The sequence below is a fragment of the Pseudoglutamicibacter cumminsii genome, from assembly GCF_016907775.1.
Lineage (GTDB): Bacteria > Actinomycetota > Actinomycetes > Actinomycetales > Micrococcaceae > Pseudoglutamicibacter > Pseudoglutamicibacter cumminsii.
In genome coordinates this window covers 1,407,603-1,429,228 of sequence record NZ_JAFBCO010000001.1, presented here as the reverse complement: position 1 = coordinate 1,429,228, position 21,626 = coordinate 1,407,603, and the positions used below count along the sequence as shown (strand labels likewise).

At 60.6% G+C, this 21,626-nt stretch carries 21 protein-coding genes; 8 read left to right on the top strand and 13 right to left on the bottom strand.

The window, feature by feature from the left end; genetic code table 11:
* Nucleotides 1–40 precede the first annotated feature (40 nt).
* From JOD50_RS06520 to JOD50_RS06505, 4 genes are all read right to left on the bottom strand, one after another.
* The gene (locus tag JOD50_RS06520; protein ID WP_204880871.1) at nt 41–502 is read right to left on the bottom strand and encodes a MazG nucleotide pyrophosphohydrolase domain-containing protein; all 462 of its coding nucleotides are present in this window, start codon (nt 500–502) and stop codon (nt 41–43) included.
* The gene (locus JOD50_RS06515) at nt 492–1,211 is read right to left on the bottom strand and encodes a DedA family protein (protein ID WP_204880870.1); all 720 of its coding nucleotides are present in this window, start codon (nt 1,209–1,211) and stop codon (nt 492–494) included. Before JOD50_RS06515 ends, JOD50_RS06520 begins: the two co-directional genes overlap by 11 nt.
* Before the next feature lie 67 nt (nt 1,212–1,278).
* Nucleotides 1,279–2,487 (bottom strand): amidohydrolase, encoded by a 1,209-nt coding sequence (locus tag JOD50_RS06510; protein ID WP_204880869.1) that lies wholly within the window; start codon nt 2,485–2,487, stop codon nt 1,279–1,281.
* A 43-nt stretch (nt 2,488–2,530) separates the two neighbouring features.
* Nucleotides 2,531–3,658, bottom strand: coding sequence for a mannose-1-phosphate guanylyltransferase (locus JOD50_RS06505; RefSeq protein WP_239541765.1), 1,128 nt, complete (start codon nt 3,656–3,658; stop codon nt 2,531–2,533).
* A 284-nt stretch (nt 3,659–3,942) separates the two neighbouring features.
* Here JOD50_RS06505 and sdhC point away from each other — a divergent pair, with 284 nt between their 5' ends.
* From sdhC to JOD50_RS06485, 4 genes are read left to right on the top strand one after another with little or no spacing between them, the layout of a single operon-like run.
* On the top strand, nt 3,943–4,335 hold the full coding sequence (gene sdhC / locus JOD50_RS06500; RefSeq protein ID WP_101630194.1) for a succinate dehydrogenase, cytochrome b556 subunit: 393 nt from the start codon (nt 3,943–3,945) through the stop codon (nt 4,333–4,335).
* A 2-nt stretch (nt 4,336–4,337) separates the two neighbouring features.
* Entirely contained in the window at nt 4,338–4,790 is a 453-nt protein-coding gene (locus JOD50_RS06495) for a succinate dehydrogenase hydrophobic membrane anchor subunit (RefSeq protein ID WP_204880868.1), read from the top strand.
* Between the two features lie 35 nt (nt 4,791–4,825).
* Nucleotides 4,826–6,613, top strand: coding sequence for a succinate dehydrogenase flavoprotein subunit (gene sdhA, locus JOD50_RS06490; protein WP_204880867.1), 1,788 nt, complete (start codon nt 4,826–4,828; stop codon nt 6,611–6,613).
* Nucleotides 6,613–7,389, top strand: coding sequence for a succinate dehydrogenase iron-sulfur subunit (locus tag JOD50_RS06485; protein ID WP_101630191.1), 777 nt, complete (start codon nt 6,613–6,615; stop codon nt 7,387–7,389). The genes sdhA and JOD50_RS06485 overlap by 1 nt, the downstream gene beginning before the upstream one ends.
* 115 nt (nt 7,390–7,504) lie before the next feature.
* Here JOD50_RS06485 and JOD50_RS06480 read toward each other — a convergent pair whose 3' ends face one another.
* The 6 genes from JOD50_RS06480 to JOD50_RS06455 form a co-directional block, all read right to left on the bottom strand.
* Complete coding sequence (locus JOD50_RS06480) at nt 7,505–8,101, bottom strand: 2'-5' RNA ligase family protein (RefSeq protein WP_204880866.1); 597 nt, start codon at nt 8,099–8,101, stop codon at nt 7,505–7,507.
* A gap of 100 nt (nt 8,102–8,201) precedes the next feature.
* Nucleotides 8,202–9,248 (bottom strand): tryptophan--tRNA ligase, encoded by a 1,047-nt coding sequence (gene trpS / locus JOD50_RS06475; RefSeq protein WP_204880865.1) that lies wholly within the window; start codon nt 9,246–9,248, stop codon nt 8,202–8,204.
* A gap of 78 nt (nt 9,249–9,326) precedes the next feature.
* The gene (locus JOD50_RS06470) at nt 9,327–10,133 is read right to left on the bottom strand and encodes an exodeoxyribonuclease III (protein ID WP_338052045.1); all 807 of its coding nucleotides are present in this window, start codon (nt 10,131–10,133) and stop codon (nt 9,327–9,329) included.
* Between the two features lie 64 nt (nt 10,134–10,197).
* Nucleotides 10,198–10,752 carry a hypothetical protein gene (locus tag JOD50_RS06465; RefSeq protein WP_204880864.1) on the bottom strand — a complete coding sequence of 185 codons (555 nt, stop codon included), beginning with the start codon at nt 10,750–10,752 and terminating at the stop codon, nt 10,198–10,200.
* An 82-nt stretch (nt 10,753–10,834) separates the two neighbouring features.
* A complete protein-coding gene (locus tag JOD50_RS06460) occupies nt 10,835–12,790 on the bottom strand; it encodes an ABC transporter permease (RefSeq protein WP_204880863.1) in 1,956 nt (651 codons plus the stop codon).
* Complete coding sequence (locus JOD50_RS06455) at nt 12,783–13,745, bottom strand: ATP-binding cassette domain-containing protein (RefSeq protein WP_204881575.1); 963 nt, start codon at nt 13,743–13,745, stop codon at nt 12,783–12,785. The genes JOD50_RS06460 and JOD50_RS06455 overlap by 8 nt, the downstream gene beginning before the upstream one ends.
* A gap of 167 nt (nt 13,746–13,912) precedes the next feature.
* On the opposite strand from JOD50_RS06455, the gene JOD50_RS06450 reads away from it, so the two are divergent.
* Together JOD50_RS06450 and JOD50_RS06445 are read left to right on the top strand one after the other, a co-directional pair.
* Nucleotides 13,913–14,371 carry a Fur family transcriptional regulator gene (locus tag JOD50_RS06450; RefSeq protein WP_204880862.1) on the top strand — a complete coding sequence of 153 codons (459 nt, stop codon included), beginning with the start codon at nt 13,913–13,915 and terminating at the stop codon, nt 14,369–14,371.
* Between the two features lie 43 nt (nt 14,372–14,414).
* Nucleotides 14,415–15,872, top strand: a complete 1,458-nt coding sequence (locus JOD50_RS06445; protein WP_204880861.1) for a catalase — start codon at nt 14,415–14,417, stop codon at nt 15,870–15,872.
* A gap of 112 nt (nt 15,873–15,984) precedes the next feature.
* Here the strand turns inward: JOD50_RS06445 and JOD50_RS06440 are convergent, their stop codons facing one another.
* Complete coding sequence (locus tag JOD50_RS06440; protein ID WP_204880860.1) at nt 15,985–16,869, bottom strand: bifunctional methylenetetrahydrofolate dehydrogenase/methenyltetrahydrofolate cyclohydrolase; 885 nt, start codon at nt 16,867–16,869, stop codon at nt 15,985–15,987.
* Between the two features lie 8 nt (nt 16,870–16,877).
* Complete coding sequence (glyA, locus tag JOD50_RS06435) at nt 16,878–18,167, bottom strand: serine hydroxymethyltransferase (protein WP_204880859.1); 1,290 nt, start codon at nt 18,165–18,167, stop codon at nt 16,878–16,880.
* A gap of 254 nt (nt 18,168–18,421) precedes the next feature.
* Here glyA and purU point away from each other — a divergent pair, with 254 nt between their 5' ends.
* A complete protein-coding gene (gene purU, locus JOD50_RS06430) occupies nt 18,422–19,285 on the top strand; it encodes a formyltetrahydrofolate deformylase (RefSeq protein WP_420825539.1) in 864 nt (287 codons plus the stop codon).
* A gap of 44 nt (nt 19,286–19,329) precedes the next feature.
* Here the strand turns inward: purU and JOD50_RS06425 are convergent, their stop codons facing one another.
* On the bottom strand, nt 19,330–20,499 hold the full coding sequence (locus tag JOD50_RS06425) for a class I SAM-dependent methyltransferase (RefSeq protein WP_338052044.1): 1,170 nt from the start codon (nt 20,497–20,499) through the stop codon (nt 19,330–19,332).
* Nucleotides 20,500–20,610: 111 nt separating this feature from the next.
* Between JOD50_RS06425 and JOD50_RS06420 the strand changes: the two genes are divergently transcribed.
* Nucleotides 20,611–21,591 carry an HNH endonuclease family protein gene (locus tag JOD50_RS06420; RefSeq protein WP_239541545.1) on the top strand — a complete coding sequence of 327 codons (981 nt, stop codon included), beginning with the start codon at nt 20,611–20,613 and terminating at the stop codon, nt 21,589–21,591.
* The last annotated feature ends 35 nt before the right edge of the window (nt 21,592–21,626 follow it).

The window sequence follows — 21,626 nt, the reverse complement described above, 5'->3', positions numbered from 1 at the left end:
GATGATTTAACGGCGCGTGGCTTTGTGGTGGCGCCGCTCGTCACTTCCCATCGTATCGGTCGTTGTGCGCCCGAGCCTCTTTCTCACGCTTTTTTGCTTCCGCCCACGCCGCTTCAGCCGCTTCCGCGCTGTTCTGCGGGTCGGGCCGTAGCGAGCCTTCCGGCGTGAAAAGATGCGTGTTTCGGCGCAGCAACTTAGCACTCAGCGCGTCGGCGATGTCGTCCAGATCGAACGCTCCGCGCTCCCTGCCCATCTCAGCGTGCAGCAGGATCTGGAACAACACGTCCCCCAGCTCCGCAACCAAGTCCGCATCCGGCGCGTCCCCAGCCACCGCATCGTGCACTTCCTGAGCTTCTTCGATCAGGTACGGGGTCAGCTTCTGCGGGGTCAGCGCCGACGTCCAACCGCATTCGCTACGCAACAAACGCACGATGCCGCGCACCCGTTCCAGCGCGGCCGTCACCTGATCGAGGTCAGCGGAATGTTCGTGATCAGGACTCATCGGGATCCTTCAAATGCACCTCACGGCGCGGAGGCTTAGGCTTCGGCTCAGTCTCTTCCCAGTCAGGGTTAACCCGAAAAATCACGCGATGCACGATGCGGTCCAAGACCCAGCCGAGCGCCATCGCGATACAGATCGAAATGAAAATCCCCAGCAGACGGTTCTCTTCCATCCACTGGCCACCCACGGTTCCGATCAACACGGAATACGCGCCCCACATGAGGCACCCGATCGCGTCATAGAGCATGAACGCCTTACGCGAGTAGCCCGTCGCGCCGGCCGTGAAGTTCACTGCGACGCGACCAATGGGCACATACCGCGCAGTGAAAATCAGGACGCCGCCACGCTTCTCAAGCTGCTTTTCGGCGGTCACCAGCATCTTCGCGACCGCAGGTCTGCGCATCCATTTGAAACCCTGGCGGCCCACCGCCCGGCCCATCGAATAAGCGATCTGGTCGCCAATGAAAGCGCCGGTTGCGCCCACGAGCGCCAAAACCATGAGCGGTAAGAAACCCTGCGTGCTCCACACCGAAGACAAGCCGATGAGCAAAGACTCCGACGGGACAACCGGGAAGAACCCATCGATCAAGGACATCAGGAAGACAACAGGCAGGACCCACCACGCGGTCGCTGTGTGGAGGATCCAATCGTTGACCATGTCCAACGTGTCGCCCAGTTTTGAAGCGACAACTAGTCCGATCAGGTTCATCCCGTCATACTCTTCCTATCGACGCGGCGTTACGGCTTGTGTGCTTTATTCCGACTTCTGCGACCTGTTACTTCTTCTGCGCTTTCTGCGCCGCATCGTCCGCCGCCAACAGCGCGGCGCGAGTCATCACAGCAACGCCAGTCTTGATCGCGGATTCATCCGGATCGTAGTCACCCTGGTGAAGATCGTAAACCGGCCCACCCGGGCGACGCGTACCCAAGCGCATCAGAACGCCCGGCTTCCGCATCGTCATCCAGGCGAAGTCCTCGCCGCCCATCGACTGCGGCATCAGTTCGATAGCCTCGCCGCCGATCTCCTGGCGGGCCGCTTCTTCGATGAGCGCGGTTTCGGACTCGGCATTGACAACCGGCGGAACACCGCGGATGTGATCCACCTCAACTTCAACGTTATACGGTGCCGCAACCTGCTTGATGACCTGATCAAGCAACTCGCCCGCCTGATCCCACGCACCGGCGTCGAGGCAGCGCATCGTGCCGGATAAGGTACCGAACGCCGGGATCGCGTTGGGTGCGTTACCCGCGCTGATCTGACCCCACACAACAGAAACCGCGGAACGAACGTCGATGCGGCGGCTCAGAACCGCCGGAACACCCAGCGCGATTTGCGCCATCGCGTACACAAGGTCCTCGGTCAGATGCGGGCGGGACGTGTGGCCACCGCGGCCGTGAAGGCGAATGCGGATCGTGTCAGATGCCGAGGTGATAGCGCCGATGCGGGTTCCAACGCGGCCGGCAAGGATGCGCGGCTCACAATGCAACGCGGCCAGACGCGGAAGCGGGTCAATGATGCCCTGCTTGATGACCTTCTTAGCGCCGCCCGGCATCTTTTCTTCAGCTGGCTGGAAGATGACGCGGACGCGAGCGTTGAGCTTGCCTTCCTGATTCAGGCGGTGAAGCACGAACGCGACGCCGAGCATCACGGTCGTGTGGACGTCGTGGCCGCACGCGTGGGCTACGCCCTTGTTTTTGGATGCGTACTCGAGTCCCGTGACTTCGGTGACCGGCAGAGCGTCGATATCTGCACGCAAGCCGATCGCGAAAGGCCCCTCGCCGATATCAACGTAAGCGCCGGTGTCCTGCAAACGCTGAGGCTCAAGTCCTGCTATTTCGAGGGCTTCTACGATCCTGTCGGTTGTACGGAACTCCTCGAATGACAACTCCGGATCAGCATGCACTTCACGTCGGAACGCCACGAGGCTCTCAAACAGATCCTCGATGTGCGCAGAAGTGTCCAGTGCGGGCGTTTGAGCTGTCACGGCGTTACCTTCCTCTTCGTCACCTCAATAGAGTACGTCGCTGTTAGAGTACGTCGGTTTGGCCGTGAGCCTTCAACGCGTTAACTGCGTCCTTAACTTGTTGCGCGTGAGATTTGGTGGTCACAAGCAGCGCATCAGGTGTATCAACGACGACAACGTCTTCCACACCGATCAGCGCAATCACACGGTTGGTATCAGATACAACGATGCCGGAGGACTCATCGACGTAGACGCGGCCGCCATGGCCAAGGACTTTGACGCGGGAGTCATCTTCTGCCGGATTAAGACGCCCAAGGGCCGCGAAGTCGCCCACGTCATCCCACGTGAACTCACCTGGAACCACCGCAACATCGCCCGAGGCGGCTGCTGGTTCCGCAACCGCATAGTCAATCGCGGTTTTAGGCAGGCCAGGCCACACATCGTTAATGACCTGCTCTTGACGGTCAGTCCCCCACGCCTCAGCGATCTCTTCAAGACCCGTCGCCAGCGTCGGCTCGTTCTCCCGCAGGTGCTTGAGCATGAGCCCAACAGGGGCCACGAACATGCCCGCGTTCCACAAGTAGTTACCGCTAGCCAGGTAACGTTGAGCAGCCGCTTCCCCCGGCTTCTCAACGAATTCGACGACCTTTCGGCCGTTCGGAGCGCCTGGGATCTTCAACTTTTCTCCCGCACGGATGTAACCGAAACCGGTCGCCGCATAACTCGGTGTGATGCCGATCGTCACGATCTTGCCCGTGGCGGCAACATGCACTGCCTCCACGACCGCTTCACGGAACTGCTCTTCCGGAGTGATCACCTGATCGGCCGCAAACGAACCCATGATGATGTCGGGATCATATTTATTGAGAATCGCGGCAGCCAGGCCAATAGCCGCGGCAGAGTCCTTCGGTTCCGGCTCCAACACGAGGTCATGCTCGCGAAGCTCTGTGATCTGACGACGAACCGCCTCGCCGTGAGCCTGCCCCGTAACAACAAGAACACGCTCGTTAGTGAGTGGCAAAAGACGTTCGTATGTCGAACGGATCAGGGTGCTGCCGCAACCAGTGAGGTCATGCAAAAACTTAGGGGCAGCGGCCCTGGACAATGGCCACAATCGAGTCCCTGTCCCGCCGGCAGGAATGACGCCATAAAAGCGCTTCATGACGTCGTCGGAGACACCATCATTCATCATCATTTGATTCACCCTACCCGAGAACACCTGCCCCGCCTGACACACATGCCCCGTTTCACGGCGGCCCGCACTCTATTAGGAAAGCTTTAACGTGCGTATTTCAGCCAAATGACACCTGCCACCGGACACTCACCCACATTTAAGCGACGCAGATCACAGACGGCGCGAGATACGCCGCACGTGAACTCAAAGTGCATTAGGCTAGATAGGAACGCTGACATCGGCGCGCACCCGAAATTGTGCCCAAAGTGGCACATACGCCCGGTGGTCTTGGAGGTAGATCAGTGTCGAAGACATCTTCTGGCACCCTGTACCGCGGCCGTGAAGGCATGTGGTCATGGGTGGGACACCGCGTTACCGGTGTCGTTATTTTCTTCTTTTTGCTCGTCCACGTTCTGGACACCGCCCTGGTTCGCATTGACCCAGGCGCATACGACGCCGTGATTGGCGCGTACAAGAACCCGATCATGGCACTCGCTGAGTTCGCACTCGTTGCCGCTATCGTGTTCCACGCCTTCAACGGTGTCCGCTTGATCTTGGTTGACTTCCTCAAACAGGGCACCAAGATCCAGCGCGGCCTCTTCTGGGGCGTCATTGTCCTCTGGGTCGTGACCGTCGCCGCATTCGGCGCCCGCCACTTGACCCTCGTGTTCAGCCACTTCTTTGGGGGTAACTAATCATGGCTACTGCACAGATTGAAGCTCCCCGTTCCCCACGGATTGACCCGAAGTACAACCGGTCACGTAAGTCCCGCAACAACTTCGAGATGATGGCTTGGCTGTTCATGCGCTTCTCGGGCGTGGTCTTGATCGTCCTGATCTTCGGCCACCTCATCACCAACCTGTTGGTGGGCGACGGCGTCGCAGCTATCGATTTCGGTTTCGTTGCCGGTAAGTGGGCCAACCCGCTGTGGCAGTTCTGGGATCTGACGATGCTGTGGCTGGCAATGCTGCATGGCACCAACGGTGTTCGCACCATCATCAATGACTACGCTGAGAAGGATCGCACCCGCTTCTGGCTCAAGACGATCCTCTACATCGCATCGATCTTCACGGTGGTTCTCGGCACCCTGGTCATTTTCACTTTTGATCCATGCATCCCCGGCTCGACTCTCGCCGTGTGTGGCGCCTGAGTAGCCCCCCTGACGTTTCGAAAAGGAAAACACGAATGCAGGTACATCAGTACGACGTCGTGATCGTCGGTGCCGGCGGCGCCGGCATGCGCGCAGCCATCGAGGCAGGTCAGCGTGCACGCACCGCGGTCTTGACTAAGCTCTACCCAACTCGTTCTCACACCGGTGCAGCGCAGGGCGGTATGTGCGCGGCACTCGCCAACGTTGAAGAGGACAACTGGGAATGGCACACGTTCGACACCATTAAGGGTGGCGACTACCTCGTTGACCAGGACGCCGCGGAGATCATGGCTAAGGAAGCCATCGACGCGGTGATCGACCTCGAGCAGATGGGTCTCCCGTTCAACCGAACCCCAGAGGGCAAGATTGACCAGCGTCGCTTCGGTGGCCACACCCGCGACCACGGTAAGGCTCCTGTCCGCCGCGCTTGCTACGCAGCAGACCGTACTGGTCACATGATTCTGCAGACCCTCTACCAAAACTGCGTCAAGCACAACGTTGAGTTCTTCAACGAGGTCTACGTCCTCGACCTGCTCCTCACCGAAGAGGACGCAACCCGCGAAGACGGCACCCCGTACAAGCAGAAGCGTGTTGCTGGCGTCGTGACCTACGACCTCGCGACCGGCGAGATCGAGGTCTTCCAAGCTAAGTCGGTTGTCTTCGCAACCGGCGGCGCAGGCAAGATCTTCAAGACCACCTCGAACGCTCACACCCTCACGGGTGACGGCATGGCCATCGCATTCCGCGCTGGCTTGCCACTCGAGGACATGGAGTTCGTCCAGTTCCACCCAACCGGCCTCGCAGGCCTCGGCATCCTCCTCTCCGAGGCTGCCCGTGGTGAAGGTGGCGTCCTGCGTAACGGCGACGGTGAGCGCTTCATGGAACGCTACGCACCAACCATTAAGGACCTCGCGCCACGTGACATCGTGGCACGTTCGATGGCTCAGGAAGTCCGCGAAGGTCGCGGTGCTGGCCCGAAGAAGGATTACGTCCTCCTCGACCTCACCCACCTCGAGCCTTCCCACATCGACGAGAAGCTCCCGGACATCACCGAGTTCGCACGCACCTACCTGGGTGTCGAGCCATACACCGAGCCTGTCCCGGTCTTCCCGACCGCTCACTACATCATGGGTGGTATCCCAACCAACGTGAAGGGTGAGGTCCTCCAGGACAACGACACGATCGTCCCGGGCCTGTACGCAGCCGGTGAGGTCGCCTGTGTTTCCGTTCACGGCTCGAACCGACTGGGTACCAACTCGCTTCTGGACATCAACGTCTTCGGTAAGCGTTCCGGTATCAACGCCGCTGAATACGCACGCGATGCTGAGTTCGTTGCCGTTCCGGAGAACCCAACCGCGTTCGTCGAAGAGCAGGTCAACCATGCTCTGCACAACGACGGCCCAGAGCGCGTTGCACACATCCGTGCAGAACTGCAGCAGACCATGGACACCAACATGCAGGTATTCCGTTCCGAGGCCTCCATGAAGCAGGCTCTCGAGGACATCGAGTCTCTGCGCGAGCGTTACAAGTCTGTTGGCATCCAGGACAAGGGCAAGCGCTTCAACCTGGACCTGCTCGAAGCCATTGAACTCGGCTTCCTGCTCGACCTTGCAGAGGTCATGACCGTTGCTGCTATGCACCGTCACGAGTCCCGCGGTGGCCACTACCACGAGGACTACCCGAACCGTGACGATGAGAACTTCATGAAGCACTCCATGATCTACAAGGACGAGTCTGCCAACATCGACGGCACTCGCGGCCTGCGTTTCGAAACCAAGCCGGTTGTCTTCACCCGCTACGAACCGATGGAGCGTAAGTACTGATGTCTACCAACGTTGCTGAACCAGCATCCAAGATTGAGGTTGCTGGCTCCGAGTCCGGCGAAATCGAACAGTTCGATATCACCCTGAAGGTCCGCCGCTTCAACCCAGAGGTCTCCGACGAGGCCCACTGGGACGAGTTCAAACTGACCATGTACGGCACCGACCGTGTTCTGGACGCTCTGCACCAGGCTAAGTGGGATCAGGACGGTTCGCTTTCGTTCCGTCGTTCCTGCGCTCACGGCATTTGCGGGTCCGACGCTATGCGCATCAACGGCCGCAACCGCTTGGCATGCAAGACCCTGCTCAAGGATTTGGACACTTCCAAGCCAATCACCGTTGAGCCAATCAAGGGTCTTCCAGTCGAGAAGGACCTCATCGTGGACATGGAACCGTTCTTCCAGTCCTACCGCGAGGTCATGCCGTTCCTCGTGACTAAGGGCAACGCTCCAACCCGTGAGCGCCTGCAGTCCCAGGAAGAGCGTGCACGCTTCGATGACACCACCAAGTGCATCCTGTGTGCCGCATGCACCACCTCGTGCCCGATCTTCTGGACCGACGGTCAGTACTTCGGCCCAGCGGCCGTTGTGAACGCTCACCGCTTCATCTTCGACTCGCGTGACGAGGCCGGCGATATGCGTCTTGAGGTTCTCAACGACAAGGAAGGCGTATGGCGTTGCCGCACGACCTTCAACTGCACCGAGGCATGCCCGCGTGGCATCCAGGTGACCAAGGCCATCGCTGAGGTCAAGCGTGCGATCCTGAACCGCACCATCTAAGGTGACGGCATGACCGCGTAGGGCTTAGCCCCTCAAACGTGTGTGGGCCGGAAAGGGACATTCCCTTTCCGGCCCACACACGTTTAACAGTGTTGGACGGTACAGCGGCGAAAGATCAGCCACTGAATGCGAGCTCTTCGATCTGAGTCCAAGCCCCTGTACCGTCGCCAACATGCACCGTGACGCTGTGCGCCGCCATATTGAACGAGACGTCCTCCCACTCCCGGCGCACCTCGGCAAGACGCTCAGGCGCGATCTCTTGGGCCAGGGTGAGATGTGGCACGAAAGGGAACGCCGGCTTCGCACCGAGCTGCCCCGAATGCAGGCGTTCATGTAGCTCGGTGAGTTCCCGCTCGCCCTCCGCCACACGGAGATAAGTCACGGGTGAAACCGGGTAGAACGTATCCGTTCCAGCGAAACGAATAGGGAATGGCGAAAACGCTGAAACAACGTTGCGGACGTGAGCAATCGCTTCCGCAGGATCAGTCAGCGGCACGCCTGACATCAGCGTGATATGCGGAGGGATGTAGGCGAACGGGTCACCCGTGGCCGCACGTGTGGCAGACACTTTGCGGGCGTACTCACCTTCGACGGGGATCACGATGCCGAGGAAGGACCGGCTCGCCTCAGGAAGGCGGATGCTATCCTGCACAGCTCCGTGCTGGGTTGCTCCGTTCTGGGTCGCTCCGTGCTCGTTGCGTTCGGTTCCCATACTTGAACCTTACCGTGCAGCTGTTAAAAGAATCTGGAGCCCAGCGAAATACTGGGCTCCAGATCGTGCCTTGGCCTCATTCGAGGCGGGCTTGAGGTTTTTAGGAGAGGCGGGCCGGAGGCAGGAAGCCGACCGCGTCGTACACCTCTTTGAGGGTCTCTTGTGCAACCGCGCGGGCCTTCGCCGCGCCAACGGCGAGCAAGCGGTCCAGTTCGGCAGGGTCGTCCAGCAGCTCAAGCGTGCGGTCACGGACCGGCTCGAGGGCCGCGACCACGGCGTCGGCGACATCGACCTTGAGGTGGCCGTACATCTTGCCTTCGTACTCTTCAACGAGGGTGTCGATCGGCTTCTCAGTCACCGCGGAGAGGATCGAGAGCAGGTTGGATACGCCCGGCTTGGTCTCGCGGTCGAAGGAGATCTCGGTGCCGTTGTCGGTCACTGCGGACTTGATGCGCTTGGCGATCGTCTTTGGTGCGTCGAGGATGTCGATGCGGCCGTTAGGTGATTCGCCGGACTTGGACATCTTGGAGGTCGGGTCCTGCAGGTCGTAGATGCGGGCGCCGTTTGGTGGGTTGACGGCCTTAGGAACCACGAAGACCTCACCGAAGCGGTGGTTGAAGCGTTGCGCGAGGGTGCGGGTCAGTTCGACGTGCTGGGTCTGGTCGTCGCCTACCGGTACCTGGTCCGCCTTGTAGAGCAGGATGTCGGCGGCCATGAGCGATGGGTAGGTGAACAGGCCCACGTTGGTCGAGTCGGCGCCGTAGCGGCTCGACTTGTCCTTGAACTGGGTCATGCGGGAGGCTTCGCCGAAGCCGGTGAGGCACTGCAGAACCCAGTTGAGCTCGGCGTGCTCTGGGATGTGGGACTGGATGAACAGAGTTGCCTTATCGACGTCGACGCCGCCTGCAATGTACTGCGCGGCGGTAGTGCGGGTACGCTGTGCGAGGTTGGTCGAGCCGTCTGGGGACGTGATCGAGTGCAGGTCTGGGACAAAGTAGAACGCGTCGGCATCGTGTTGAAGCTTCACGAACTGAACGAGCGCGCCCAGGTAGTTGCCGAGGTGTAGGGAGTCCGCGGACGGCTGCATTCCGGAAAGGATGCGTTGGCGGTGTGCTGTTTCCTTCGGGGTTTCGGTTTCGGTGCTCATGGTGATGCTGGTGTCCTTCAGATGGTGCGTGCGCTAGACGCTGTGTGCTGGGGCTGTAGGTGTTTGATGCGGTGGGCGCTAAATGCTGTAGTCGATGACGAGCGCCGAGTGGTCTGATACTCGTTTGTCGTAGGATTCGGCGCGGTCGACGGTCGCTTGGATTGCGCGGCCGGCGAGGTCGGGGGTGGCCATGTGGTAGTCGATGCGCCAGCCGGCGTCGTTGTCGAAGGCCTTTCCGCGATAGGACCACCACGTGTACGGGCCAGGTACCTCCCCTGCGAGTTCGCGTGCAACGTCCTTGTAACCGATCTCGCCGAAGAACTTGTCGAAGTAGGCGCGTTCTTCCGGCAGGAAGCCGGCGTTTTTGACGTTGCCTTTCCAGTTTTTGATGTCGAGTTCGGTGTGCCCCACGTTGAGGTCACCCACAATCAGCACGTCGTCTGCCTGCTTCGCGAGTTCCGGCATGCGCACGAGCATCGTGTCGAGGAACTTGTATTTATCGTCCTGGCGTGGGGTATCGACTTCGCCGGAGTGCACGTATGCGGAGACGACGGTGAGCTTGCGGCCGTTGATCGTATAGTCGGCTTCGACCCAGCGGCCGGAGGTTTCAAAGTATGCTTCACCGATTCCAACGCGGGTTGCGTCGGGTTTCCGCTTGGAGGCGATGAGAACGCCGGCACGGCCTTTGTCTGCGGCTTCTGCGTGCAGCACGTGCCAGTCGCTTCCTTCGAAGTGTTTTTGAACGATTGAATCCGGTGCACGCACTTCTTGGAGGGCAAGGATGTCCACTCCACGGTCTTCAAGCCATTCATCGAATCCACGGCGTGCTGACGCGCGGATTCCGTTGACGTTGAAAGATGCAACTCGCAATGCGTTCTCAGACACTCAATTACCTTTAGCTCTTCGGTTTCCTGTGTTCGATTCCTTGCGCGGGCTGACCTGCCCAGCGTTAGTCGATAATTTCGCCCTCGACGGTGCTGGTGTGGCGGTCTTTGCGGCGCTGTTTGATCATGTCGCGTGCGTTGGTCGCGGTGATGTTGATGGTGTCCAGCGCACGGTTGACCATGTCTTTGGCTTGTTCATCGTCTTTGCCGAGGTTTTCCATCACCACACCGTGCTGGACCTGGACGATCTTAAACGAGTGATCGAGCTTCATCTCGTGATTCATTTCGGCTTCGCTGATCACGCCTGGACGGGTGCTGTCTGGGCTCGCGTTGTTCGAGATTTTAGCGGCGAGATTCGCGTTCGTTTTATCCCAGCGACGGCCCACTGCACGAGCGCCGGCCCGCAGGGTCAGGAACACACCGGCCACGAGCAAGAGCCACAGGCCCGTGATGATGACGACGATCCAGCCCACAACTTGGTTGGAGTTGGCCGCGAAGATAATGGCAACGATGAGCGCGAGCGTCAGCACGGCCATCATCCAGGAGGCCATGCCGAGCGGGCGAGCGACGTTCCGAGCGCGCGCGCTGGCCTGTTTATGAGACGAAGGGAGTTCAGACATGGTGTCCATTATCCCAGATACCTCAGCCGCATCTGCCTCATCCGCGCACGGTCTTGCTCACGTGTTGTGTCCGGCCCACTCGTTAGGTGAGGAACATCTTCTTGAACCGCATGGTCGCAACCGTCAGCCCTGCAACCGCCATGACAACGAAGTACAGAACATGCCACAGGATGTCGATGGTGAACGTCGAGGTCGCGAGCATGCGCAGCAGGTCGACGCCGTGCCACAGCGGTAGCGAGGCGATCACAGCCTGCACGGCTTGCGGGTAGACGTCCAGCGGGAAGAAGGTCGCGGAGAACAGGGTCAGCGGCTGCACGATCATGTTCAGCCAGTCGAGGTGCTGGAAGCGCGTGAACCACGTGGTGATGGCCATGAACACAGCTGCGAATCCGAATGCGATGAGCACGGCAGCCGGGATCATGAGCAACCCACTGCCCCACCCCACGAGACCCGCTGCCGCGGCGATGAGGTAGAAGCCGAGCGAGTAGATGAACCCGCGGATCATCGCCATCGTGATTTCTCCGATCGCAACGTCCATCGGGCCGAGTGACGTGTTGAGCATGACCCGGTAGAGCTTGGCGTAGCGCAGCTTGAAGAACATGTTGTTGGTGTCCATGAGGGCACCGTTCATGGCTGAAACCGCGAGCAATCCCGGCGCGATGTAGGCCGCGTAGCTCATCGTCTGCCCGCCAGGTCCTTCAACACCGCTGATGACCACGCCGAGGCCGAAACCGAGCGAAGCCAAGTAGAGCACTGGCTCGGCGAAGCCGGTCACGATCACAATCCACGTCGAGTTCTTGGTCGCCATCCACGAACGTTCCATGACCGCTTTAGCGTTGCGGCCATACAGGTTGGATAGCCAACGACGCCGTGGCTTGCTGACCTGCGAAAGCGCGGCTTGCGCTGCACCCGGGGCCTGCTGGCTCGCTACTGCATCGTCCGTAGCCGCGCCGGCGGCAACGTCGCCGGCTCCCTCAACTCCACGTGACGCCTCGACAACTCCAGGTTGGCTTCCGTAGCCGACCGCGTACGGATCACCTGCTTCATCAGAGGTGTCAGCGGGGGCCATGCTCGCCATCGTCTTCTTGGCAGCGCGCGCACCCCACACGCGAGTCTTAACCTTTTCGCCGCGTAAACGGCGGTAATAGCGGGTCTGCGCGATCAGGAAAGCGATCACGGCCACCACGATCATGACGCCGAGGTGGACCGGGAACATCCACGGCTCAACTTCGTGCCCGTAGATCGCCCACCGGTTCAGCTCGGCTGCATGCCAGATGGGTGAGATCCAACCGATCCACTGCAGGTAGATCGGCAGGTGTTCGAGCGGGTAGAACGTTCCCGAGAACAGGAACATCGGCGTGAAAATGAAGCGCATGATGACCGAGAACTGGCCGCGCTCCTGGAAGATACCGGCCGCGAACGCCATACACGGCAAGCCGAATGCAAGCGCTGCGATGGTTGAAAACACAATCACCAAGACGGCGCTCAGACTGTGGATAGCGCCGAAGGCCGCGAGGATCAGAAGCAAAAGTAGGGTCTGCGCCACCACGCGAATCGAGACCGCGATCACCGTGCCCCGAGCGATCTGTTGCGGCGTGATCGGGGTGACTTGCGGACCGTAATAGGTCCGGTTCCATTTGAACCCACCCATCACGGGGAAGGTCATTTCCTCCATCGCAATACCGACCGCCATGGTCGCGGCGAGAGCACCTGCGATGAAGGTGATGTAGGAGACGCCGTCGAAGCTCGTCTGATTATTCGTCAGGACAGTGCCGAGGCCCATGCCCATCGTGATGAGGTAGATGAGTGGGGTTCCGACGGAGTCCGCGAGGATCACGTCGATGTAGCGGCGCATCCCGCGGAAGAGATATTCAGCGAAGTACCACGAGCCTGCACGGGCGACCTTTCGCGCAGAGCGGTCGCCTTGTTCTGTGGGCCCGGTGATCGGTTCGCGGCGTTCGATGACGTCGGCGCCTGTTGCTGAGGCGCCGGCGGTTGCCGAGGTGCTGGTTGCGTGTGGGTTGCGAGAGTCAGTCAATGAGGGACCGTCCCGTCAGGATCAGGAACACGTCTTCAAGGGATGCGCGGCGGGCCAGGGTCGAGACGGGACGCAAGCCCAGGCTCACGGCGCGAGAGATCGCGGCTTCGCCATCGTCTGCGTAGACGAGCACACGGTCGGCGAGGGTCTCGGTACGGAAGCCGTCCTTGTTCAGGATCTCGGCTGCCGCAGCGTTCTGGTCCGAACCGAAGCGCATCTCCGCGACTTCACGGGTCGCATACTCGCGCACGAGCGCGGAAGGCGAACCTTCAGCTTTGATCTCGCCGCCATCGACCACAATCAGCCGGTCAGCGAGCTGCTCGGCTTCGTCCATGAAGTGGGTTGTGATGATGAGCGTTGTGCCGCGTTCTTTGAGCCGGTAGAGGCGGTCCCACAGGATGTGACGGGCCTGTGGGTCGAGGCCGGTGGTTGGCTCGTCGAGTAGCAGCACGGCGGGGTCGTTGATGAGCGAACGCGCGATGGTCAGGCGGCGCTTCATACCGCCGGAGAGCTGGTCGACGCGGTTGGCGGCCTTGTCTTCAAGCTGCGCGAACGCGAGCAGGTCTTTGATGCGCGGCACGATTTCGCGGCGTTTCATCCCGAAGTAGCGGCCGTAGATGTAGAGGTTGTCGCGGACGGTGAGTTCTTCGTCGAGGTTGTCTTGCTGTGGCACAACCCCGAGGTGTGCACGCAAGCGTGGGCCTTCTTCGCTCGGGTCCATTCCGAGGATGCTGAGCTCGCCCGATGTGCGGGTTGAGACGCCGCCGATCATGTTCATGGTCGTGGACTTGCCGGCGCCGTTCGGGCCTAGCAGACCGAAGGATTCGCCTGCCGCGACGTCGAAGTCGATGCCGTTGACGGCGGTGAAGTCGCCGAATCGCTTAGTCAGCGAACGTGCCCGCAGAACAGCTGGCGCTCCCGTCCGGGAGGTTTCAAGGGAGGCCGCGCCTGATATCTCAGAATGTTGTTTTGAGTCGTGTGTCACATGTGAATACTACATAAGGTCGGCGTGAAGTCTTCCAGCACAAAGGTGCTTCGGACAGCAACTGGCTTCTCTGTCACGTCACCAAGAATTCGCCTCCTATTCTGAATAATTCAGAATAATTTGCTAGAATGTGTTGCATGACACTCGGACCGATCACGGCGGCTACACCAGTTGACGACCGTGAACGCTCATGGGCAGAAACGCTCAAAGCGCATCACCGCCGTGTCACCAAGCAACGCATGGCGGTGATGCGAGCAACAGCCGCGTCATCCCATGCGTCAGCAGAACAGATCCACAAGTTCGCATCGGAAGCTCTACCTCAGTTAGCGCTTTCAACCACGCACATGATCTTGCACGACCTCACGAACGTGAAGTTGCTGCGGCGCGTGGAAGTCCCTAACTCCCCCACCCTGTATGAGGTGGAAACCGGAGACAACCACCACCATGTTCAGTGCGTGAAATGCGGCAGACTTGAGGACGTGGAGTGCGCCGTCGGGCACGCTCCGTGCCTTGAACCTTCACACGCCCACGGCATCGACATTGCTGTGGCGGAGGTTCTCTACCGCGGTCTTTGCGAGGACTGCAAAGAAACATAAGGTCGTCCACAAAGTTTCAATCTCATCCAAGTAAAGGAGCAACATGGCTGAGAACACCAAGCCACACGGCACGGGTTCAACCACCCAGGCCGGCATCCCTGCTGTCAGCGACCGCAACTCGCTGACCGTTGGTCAGGACGGCCCGATCGTCCTGCACGACCACCACCTGGTCGAGACGCTGGCACACTTCAACCGCATGAACGTTCCAGAGCGCCGCCCACACGCAAAGGGCTCCGGCGCGTTCGGTGAGCTCGAGGTCACCGAAGACGTTTCGAAGTGGACCAAGGCTGACTTCCTGCAGCCTGGCAAGAAGACCCCGATGCTGGCTCGTTTCTCCACGGTTGCTGGTGAGCTCGGCTCCCCAGACACGTGGCGCGACGTTCGCGGTTTCGCACTCAAGTTCTACACCGAAGAGGGCAACTTTGACCTCGTCGGTAACAACACCCCGATCTTCTTCGTTCGCGACCCAATGAAGTTCCCACACTTCATCCGTTCGCAGAAGCGCCTGCCTGAAAACGGCCTGCGCGACAACACGATGCAGTGGGACTTCTGGACTCAGAACCCAGAGACGTCACACCAGGTTTCCTACCTCATGGGTGACCGCGGTATCCCTAAGAGCTACCGCCACATGAACGGCTACGGCTCCCACACCTACCTGTGGGTCAACGCTGAAGGCGAGCGCTTCTGGGTTCGCTACCACTTCCTCTCCCAGCAGGGTGTTGAGGGCCTCACCAACGAGGAAGCAGAGCAGCTCGCCGGTACTGATGCTGAAGCACACCGCCGTGACCTGTTCGAGGCCATCAAGAACGGCGACTACCCGAAGTGGGACATGCACGTTCAGATCATGCCGTACGAAGAGGCTAAGACCTACCGTCTGAACCCATTCGACCTCACCAAGATTTGGCCACTGGGTGACTACCCACGCCACAAGGTCGGTACCTTCACCCTGAACCGCAACCCTGAGAACTTCTTCGCTGAGATCGAGCAGGCTGCTTTCTCCCCAGCGAACATGGTTCCAGGTACCGGTAACTCCCCAGACAAGATGTTGCTGGGCCGTAACTTCGCATATGCGGATGCACAGCGCTACCGCATCGGCACCAACTTCCAGCAGCTGCCTGTCAACCGTCCAATCAACGACGTCCACACCTACAACTTCGAGGGCAACATGTGGTACGAGCACACCGGTGCTCGCTCCGTATACGCTCCGAACTCGTTCGGTGACTCGTGGTCGGATGAAGAGGGCCCGGTCGACAACGGTTGGGAAGCTGACGGCGACCTGACCCGCGCCGCCTACACCCTCCGTAAGGACGACGACGACTTCTCGCAGGCACACGACCTGGTCCGCAACGTCTTCGACGACGCCGGCCGTGACCGCCTCGTCGAGACCGTTTCCGGCGCACTCTCCGACGTTGTAGAGCCAGTTCTCTCCAACGCGATTGAGTACTGGAAGAACATCGACGAAGAAGTCGGCCAGCGAATCGAAGCCAACGTCCGCAACTAAGCTGACACGGCCTACCGCTTAAACGAGTGGGGGCGTCCAAACAGTTCGAACTGTTTGGACGCCCCCACTTCGCGTATCAGCGAGGTTTGATACCTCTACGTGATGCGATCGCCTACTTCTTGAGGGAACGTTCGGCGGCCTCAACAACGTTAGTCATGAGCAGCGCGACCGTCATCGGGCCCACACCACCTGGGTTCGGCGAAAGATATCCCGCAACCTCTTCGACCGCCGGGTCGACGTCGCCGTAGACCTTATCGCGGCCACCCTCGGGATCCGGTTCGCGGGTCACACCCACATCCAGTACAGCGGCACCCGGCTTGATGTCTTCAGCCTTGATCATGTGCTTGACACCCGCGCCAGCAACCACGATGTCAGCCTGACGCAAGTGCTCGCTCATGTCCTTGGTTCCGGTGTGGGTCAACGTCACGGTCGCATTGTGTTCGCGACGGGTCAACAACAGGCCGATCGGACGGCCGATCGTGACACCGCGGCCCACAACAACAACATGCTTACCCGCGATCTCAACGCCATTGCGCGTCAAAAGCTCAATCACACCGCGCGGGGTGCACGGCAACGGGGTTTCGATGGGGTCATTGACGTTGAGAACCAGCTTGCCGAGGTTGGTCGGGTGCAAGCCGTCCGCGTCCTTCTTCGGGTCAATCCGCTCGAGAATCGCATCCGTATCCAGGTGCTTCGGCAGCGGCAGCTGAACGATGTAGCCGTGGCAAGACTCATCAGCGTTGAGCTCGTCAATCAGCGCCTCAACGTCTTCCTGGGTCGCATCCGCAGGCAGCTCACGCATGATCGAATTCATGCCCAAAGCCACCGACTGCTTGTGTTTCATCCCCACGTACAACTGGGACGCCGGGTCAGCACCCACTAGGACCGTGGCGATCCCCGGGGTCACGCCCTGCTCCTTGAGCACCGCGATGCGCTCAGCGAGCTCTTCCTTGATCGCCTTGGACGCCGCGCGCCCATCAAGCTTTACTGCAGTCACGTTGCCCCTTACCAGTTCTCGTGGCCAGGGTAGAGCGGGAAGTCAGCCGCGAGCTTATCCACGCGGGCACGCAACGCATCGACGTCGGCGTTCTTGCCGTCGCGCAAAGCCACCGCGATGATTTCCGCAACCTCGGTGAATTCCTTGTCGCCAAAGCCGCGGGTCGCCAGGGCCGGCGTACCGATGCGAAGGCCGGAGGTCACCATCGGTGGGCGTGGGTCCCACGGGACAGAGTTGCGGTTGACGGTGATGCCCACCTCGTGGAGCAAGTCTTCGCCCTGCTGGCCGTCCAGTTCGGATTCGCGCAAGTCAACCAGGACCAGGTGGACGTCGGTGCCGCCGGTCAGAACCGAAACACCGGTGTCAGCGACGTCCTTAGCGGTGAGGCGCTCAGCGAGGATCTTCGCGCCGCTGAGCGTGCGCTCCTGGCGGTTCTTGAACTCCTCGGAAGCAGCGACCTTGAACGCAACGGCCTTACCGGCGATCGCGTGCATAAGCGGACCACCCTGCTGGCCAGGGAACACAGCAGAGTTGATCTTCTTAGACATCTCGGCGGTGTTGGACAAGATCACACCGGAACGAGGGCCGGCCAGGGTCTTGTGGACGGTCGAGGTCGTGACGTCAGCAACCGGAACTGGGTTCGGGTGCAGACCAGCCGCAGCCAGGCCAGCGAAGTGGGCCATGTCAACCCACAGAAGCGCTCCAACCTCGTCGGCGATCGAACGGAACGCCTCGAAATCCAGGTGGCGTGGGTACGCAGACCATCCAGCAACGATCACGTTCGGGCGGGTCTCGAGCGCCTGTTCGCGCACCTTGTCCATGTCGATGCGGAACGTCTCAGGGTCAACCTCGTACGCCGCAACGTTGTAGAGCTTGCCGGAGAAGTTGAGCTTCATGCCGTGCGTCAAGTGGCCGCCGTGAGCGAGCGAAAGGCCCAGCATCGTGTCGCCAGGGTTGATCATCGCCGCCAACGCGGCAGCGTTAGCGGAAGCACCCGAGTGCGGCTGAACGTTAGCGAAGCCAGCACCAAACAGTGCCTTGACGCGGTCCCGAGCCAGGTCCTCAACCTGGTCAACGTATTCGCAACCGCCGTAATAACGGCGTCCCGGATAACCTTCGGCGTACTTATTCGTCAGAACCGAGCCCTGAGCCTCGAGAACGCCGCGCGGCGCGAAGTTTTCAGAAGCGATCATTTCCAGGGTGTCGCGCTGGCGACCCAATTCCTGATCGATCAGGGCAGCGATTTCGGGGTCAAGCTCAGCAAGCGGCTGATTAGTGACATCGGGAGTCTGTGACACGGGGCCTCTCCTGTGCGGCGCTTAGCGCTCGTTGTTGTTCGGCAACAGCTGATGCCGCGGCACCCGGCACGTGAGGTGACGAGTGAACACACGGCGGACGCATTCATTCTAGCCCGTGAACACTCCCCAGGCACCGTCCGATACTCGACTTAACAACTCAACGAATGCCAGCCCCGCCTCGTACCGCCGCTATCGTGAAGCCTATGGAACTCAAAAACAACCACCGCGACGAAGCCGAAAACCGCGACGTGACTCTGAACCGCGATGCGAACAGCAACCACCGGATTGTGGTGAGCTTGTCCTGCCCAGACCAGCCCGGCATCGTGCATCACGTCACCGGCGCGCTGTTCCAGGCTGGCGGCAACATCATTGAGTCCCAACAGTACGGTTCACAGCAGACCGGTACGTTCTTCATGCGGATCGAAGCGGATGTGTCGCTTCCAACCGCCGATGTTGAGGCTCAGTTACGCCCGGTTGCTCAGCAGTTCCAGATGGATCTGAATGTGCGGGACGCGAGCGCGCCGCTGCGGACCCTCATCATGTGCTCGAAGGCGCCGCACGCGCTTGAAGAATTATTGAGCCGCCAACACGCGGGCTACCTGCCGATCGAGGTTCCGCTCATCGTGTCCAACCACACGGATTTGAAGCCGCTGGCTGAGTTTTATGGCGTGCCTTTCGCGCATATCCCGGTCACGAAAGACAACAAGCCAGAGGCCGAGGCTCAGCTACGCGAGCTTATTGCGGAACACGACATCGACCTCGTGGTGCTCGCCCGCTACATGCAAATCCTGACCGACGAGCTCTGCAACGAGCTCGCGGGCCGCGCGATCAACATCCACCACTCGTTCTTGCCGTCTTTCAAGGGTGCACGGCCGTACCACCAGGCGCATGCTCGCGGCGTCAAGCTCATCGGCGCGACCGCGCACTATGTGACGAGCGACCTCGACGAGGGCCCGATCATCGATCAGGCCGTCACGCCGGTCCGCCACGACCGCACCCCGGAAGAGCTCGTGCAGCAAGGCAGCGCGACCGAGGCTCAGACTCTCGCGCGTGCCGTGCGCTGGCACGCACAGCATCGTGTGCTGTTGGACGGCCACCGCACTGTTGTTTTCGACTGAGCACGGGTGTTTTCGACTGATACTGTGCGCTCTAGGCCCTACTCCTAGAGCCTGCTCAGTAGCGCGATGACCTCCATGTGTGGGGTCTGCGGGAACATGTCGAACAAGCGTGCCTGATCAACTTTCCAGCTGTCCATCGCGGCGAGGTCGCGCGCGAGCGTGGTCGGGTTACAACTCGAATATATGATCCGCTCTGCGGAGCATTCGTTGAGCCAGCCGGGCAGCTCGGGGCCCAGGCCACGCCGAGGCGGGTTCACGATGATCAGCTCAGGCGCGGGCTTTTCACGCACCCACTGTGTCGCGTCCGCCGCGATGAACTCGACTGAGCCCATACCCTGCTGAGCCGCCGCAGCGTTGCCCGCTGCAACCGCCTCGTCGGAGGTCTCAACGCCGACCACTGACCCGGCACCGGCCTGGGCAGCCGTGAATCCGAAACCGCCCACACCCGCATACAGGTCCCACACCGTTTCCGGCGGCGCACCTTCGTTGCCCGCGCAGGCCGTCGCAACCCACTCCCCTGCCTGCGCATAGAGCCCTTCCGCGACAACCTGGTTAGTCTGCACGAAACCTTGCGGGCGAACCCGCAACGGCAAACCGCTGATCCTCAGCGGGAAGGTCTTGTCCCCTGCCAAGTGGATTTCCTCATCACCCTCGGCGAGCGCTACGTGATCCGGTAGCAGGTTCGCGGTCACGGTCACGATGTGCGGCGCCCTTGCGAGGAAGCCCGCCAGATGCGGGCGCAGTGCCGCCACGCCGGCGCGGGAGCGGACCACGAAGCGCAGCATGATCTGCCCGGCTTCGTTTAGCGTCATGTGAACTTGTTTGAGCTCACCGGTTCGCTTCGGGACGGAGTACGGGGCAAGCTTGCTGATGCGGATGAGCGAATGAATCAGGCCAAACATCCGGGTCAAGTCAGGGTGGATCACGCCGCATTCGCGCAGGTCAACGCCGCGACGTTCACGGTCCAGGATCCCGAACGTCGGTCGGCGGAACGTGCCGCCCAGCACCATCTTGATGCGCGTGCGGTACCCCTGCTCAGGCCCGGTGAACGGTTCAAGCCAGGTCGTTGGCCCGTACGGCTCAAGCAACTGCTGAGCTTGCCGCTGCTTGAGCTCGACCTGCTCGCCATACGGTTGTTCTATGAGCGTGCACGATAAGCACACGCCCGCATCGTAATAATCGCACTGCATGATGAGTCCATTATGACGCCCCACGGCCCGGCACTGTGTGCCGTAGCGTTGTGTACCCTGCCGTGATGCGTCACATAGGGCTCAATGGCGAGCCGATCCCGCGTATGAGGCTCCTGCTGGTGGATGATGCTCGGTATGCATGGAAAGTCCGGAGCCTCATCGACGCAGTCAACCACGATGCAGAAAATCCTGGTTGTCGTGGTGATTCTCTTTGTGCTTTCCATGATCGGAAGGTGCTCGGCTGAAGACGCGGAACACTCGCAGACCGCCGCACCGTCAGTCGAAGCGACGCCGAGCCCTTCGGAGGCGGCACCTTCGGAGCCGGGGCCTTCGCAAACCACTCAGCCGGCCGCACCAACTGCATCGCCCACACCGAGCGAATCCGCTCACCCGTCAGAATCAGCCAAGCCAAGCAAAACGGCGAAGCCAGCTAAGCCGGCCGAGCCTTCCAAACCGACCAAACCAGCCAAGCCATCTAAACCGGCGAAGCCATCCAACAACGCAGCGGTGGTCCTCGAAACGCTCCAGGTCAAAGGCCGAGCACCCAAGACCGGCTACGACCGCACCGGCGCCTTCGGCCGCGCGTGGCTCGATACCGACCGCAACGGCTGCCGCACCCGCGACGACATCCTCACCCGAGACCTCCGCAACACAACACGTGAAGGCCGCTGCAAGGTCATATCGGGCGTTCTGAATGACCCGTATTCGGGCCGAACCATCAACTTTGAACGCGGTCCCCGCACCTCCCAGGCGGTTCAGATCGACCACGTCGTAGCGCTGTCTGATGCGTGGCAAAAGGGCGCGCAGAACCTGAGCCAACGCGAACGCGTCCTGCTCGCGAACGACCCGCTGAATCTGCTCGCGGTCTCCGGCCCGCTCAACCAGCAGAAATCCGATCACGATGCCGCTAGCTGGCTCCCACCTAACAAGGCGTACAGATGTCCGATGGTGGCCCGGCAGATCGCGGTCAAGTCTCGGTATGGCTTGTGGGTCAGCCCGCCTGAAAAGGACGCGATGAAACGCGTTCTCAAGAGCTGCCCGAACCAGACCATCCCGGTGGGCGGTTTCGACCCGAAGGACGCACCCGTGCTTCCGGATTCGTGGGTTCGCGACTGAGCTGTGAGTGCAACAGCGTTTTGAGTGCAACAGCG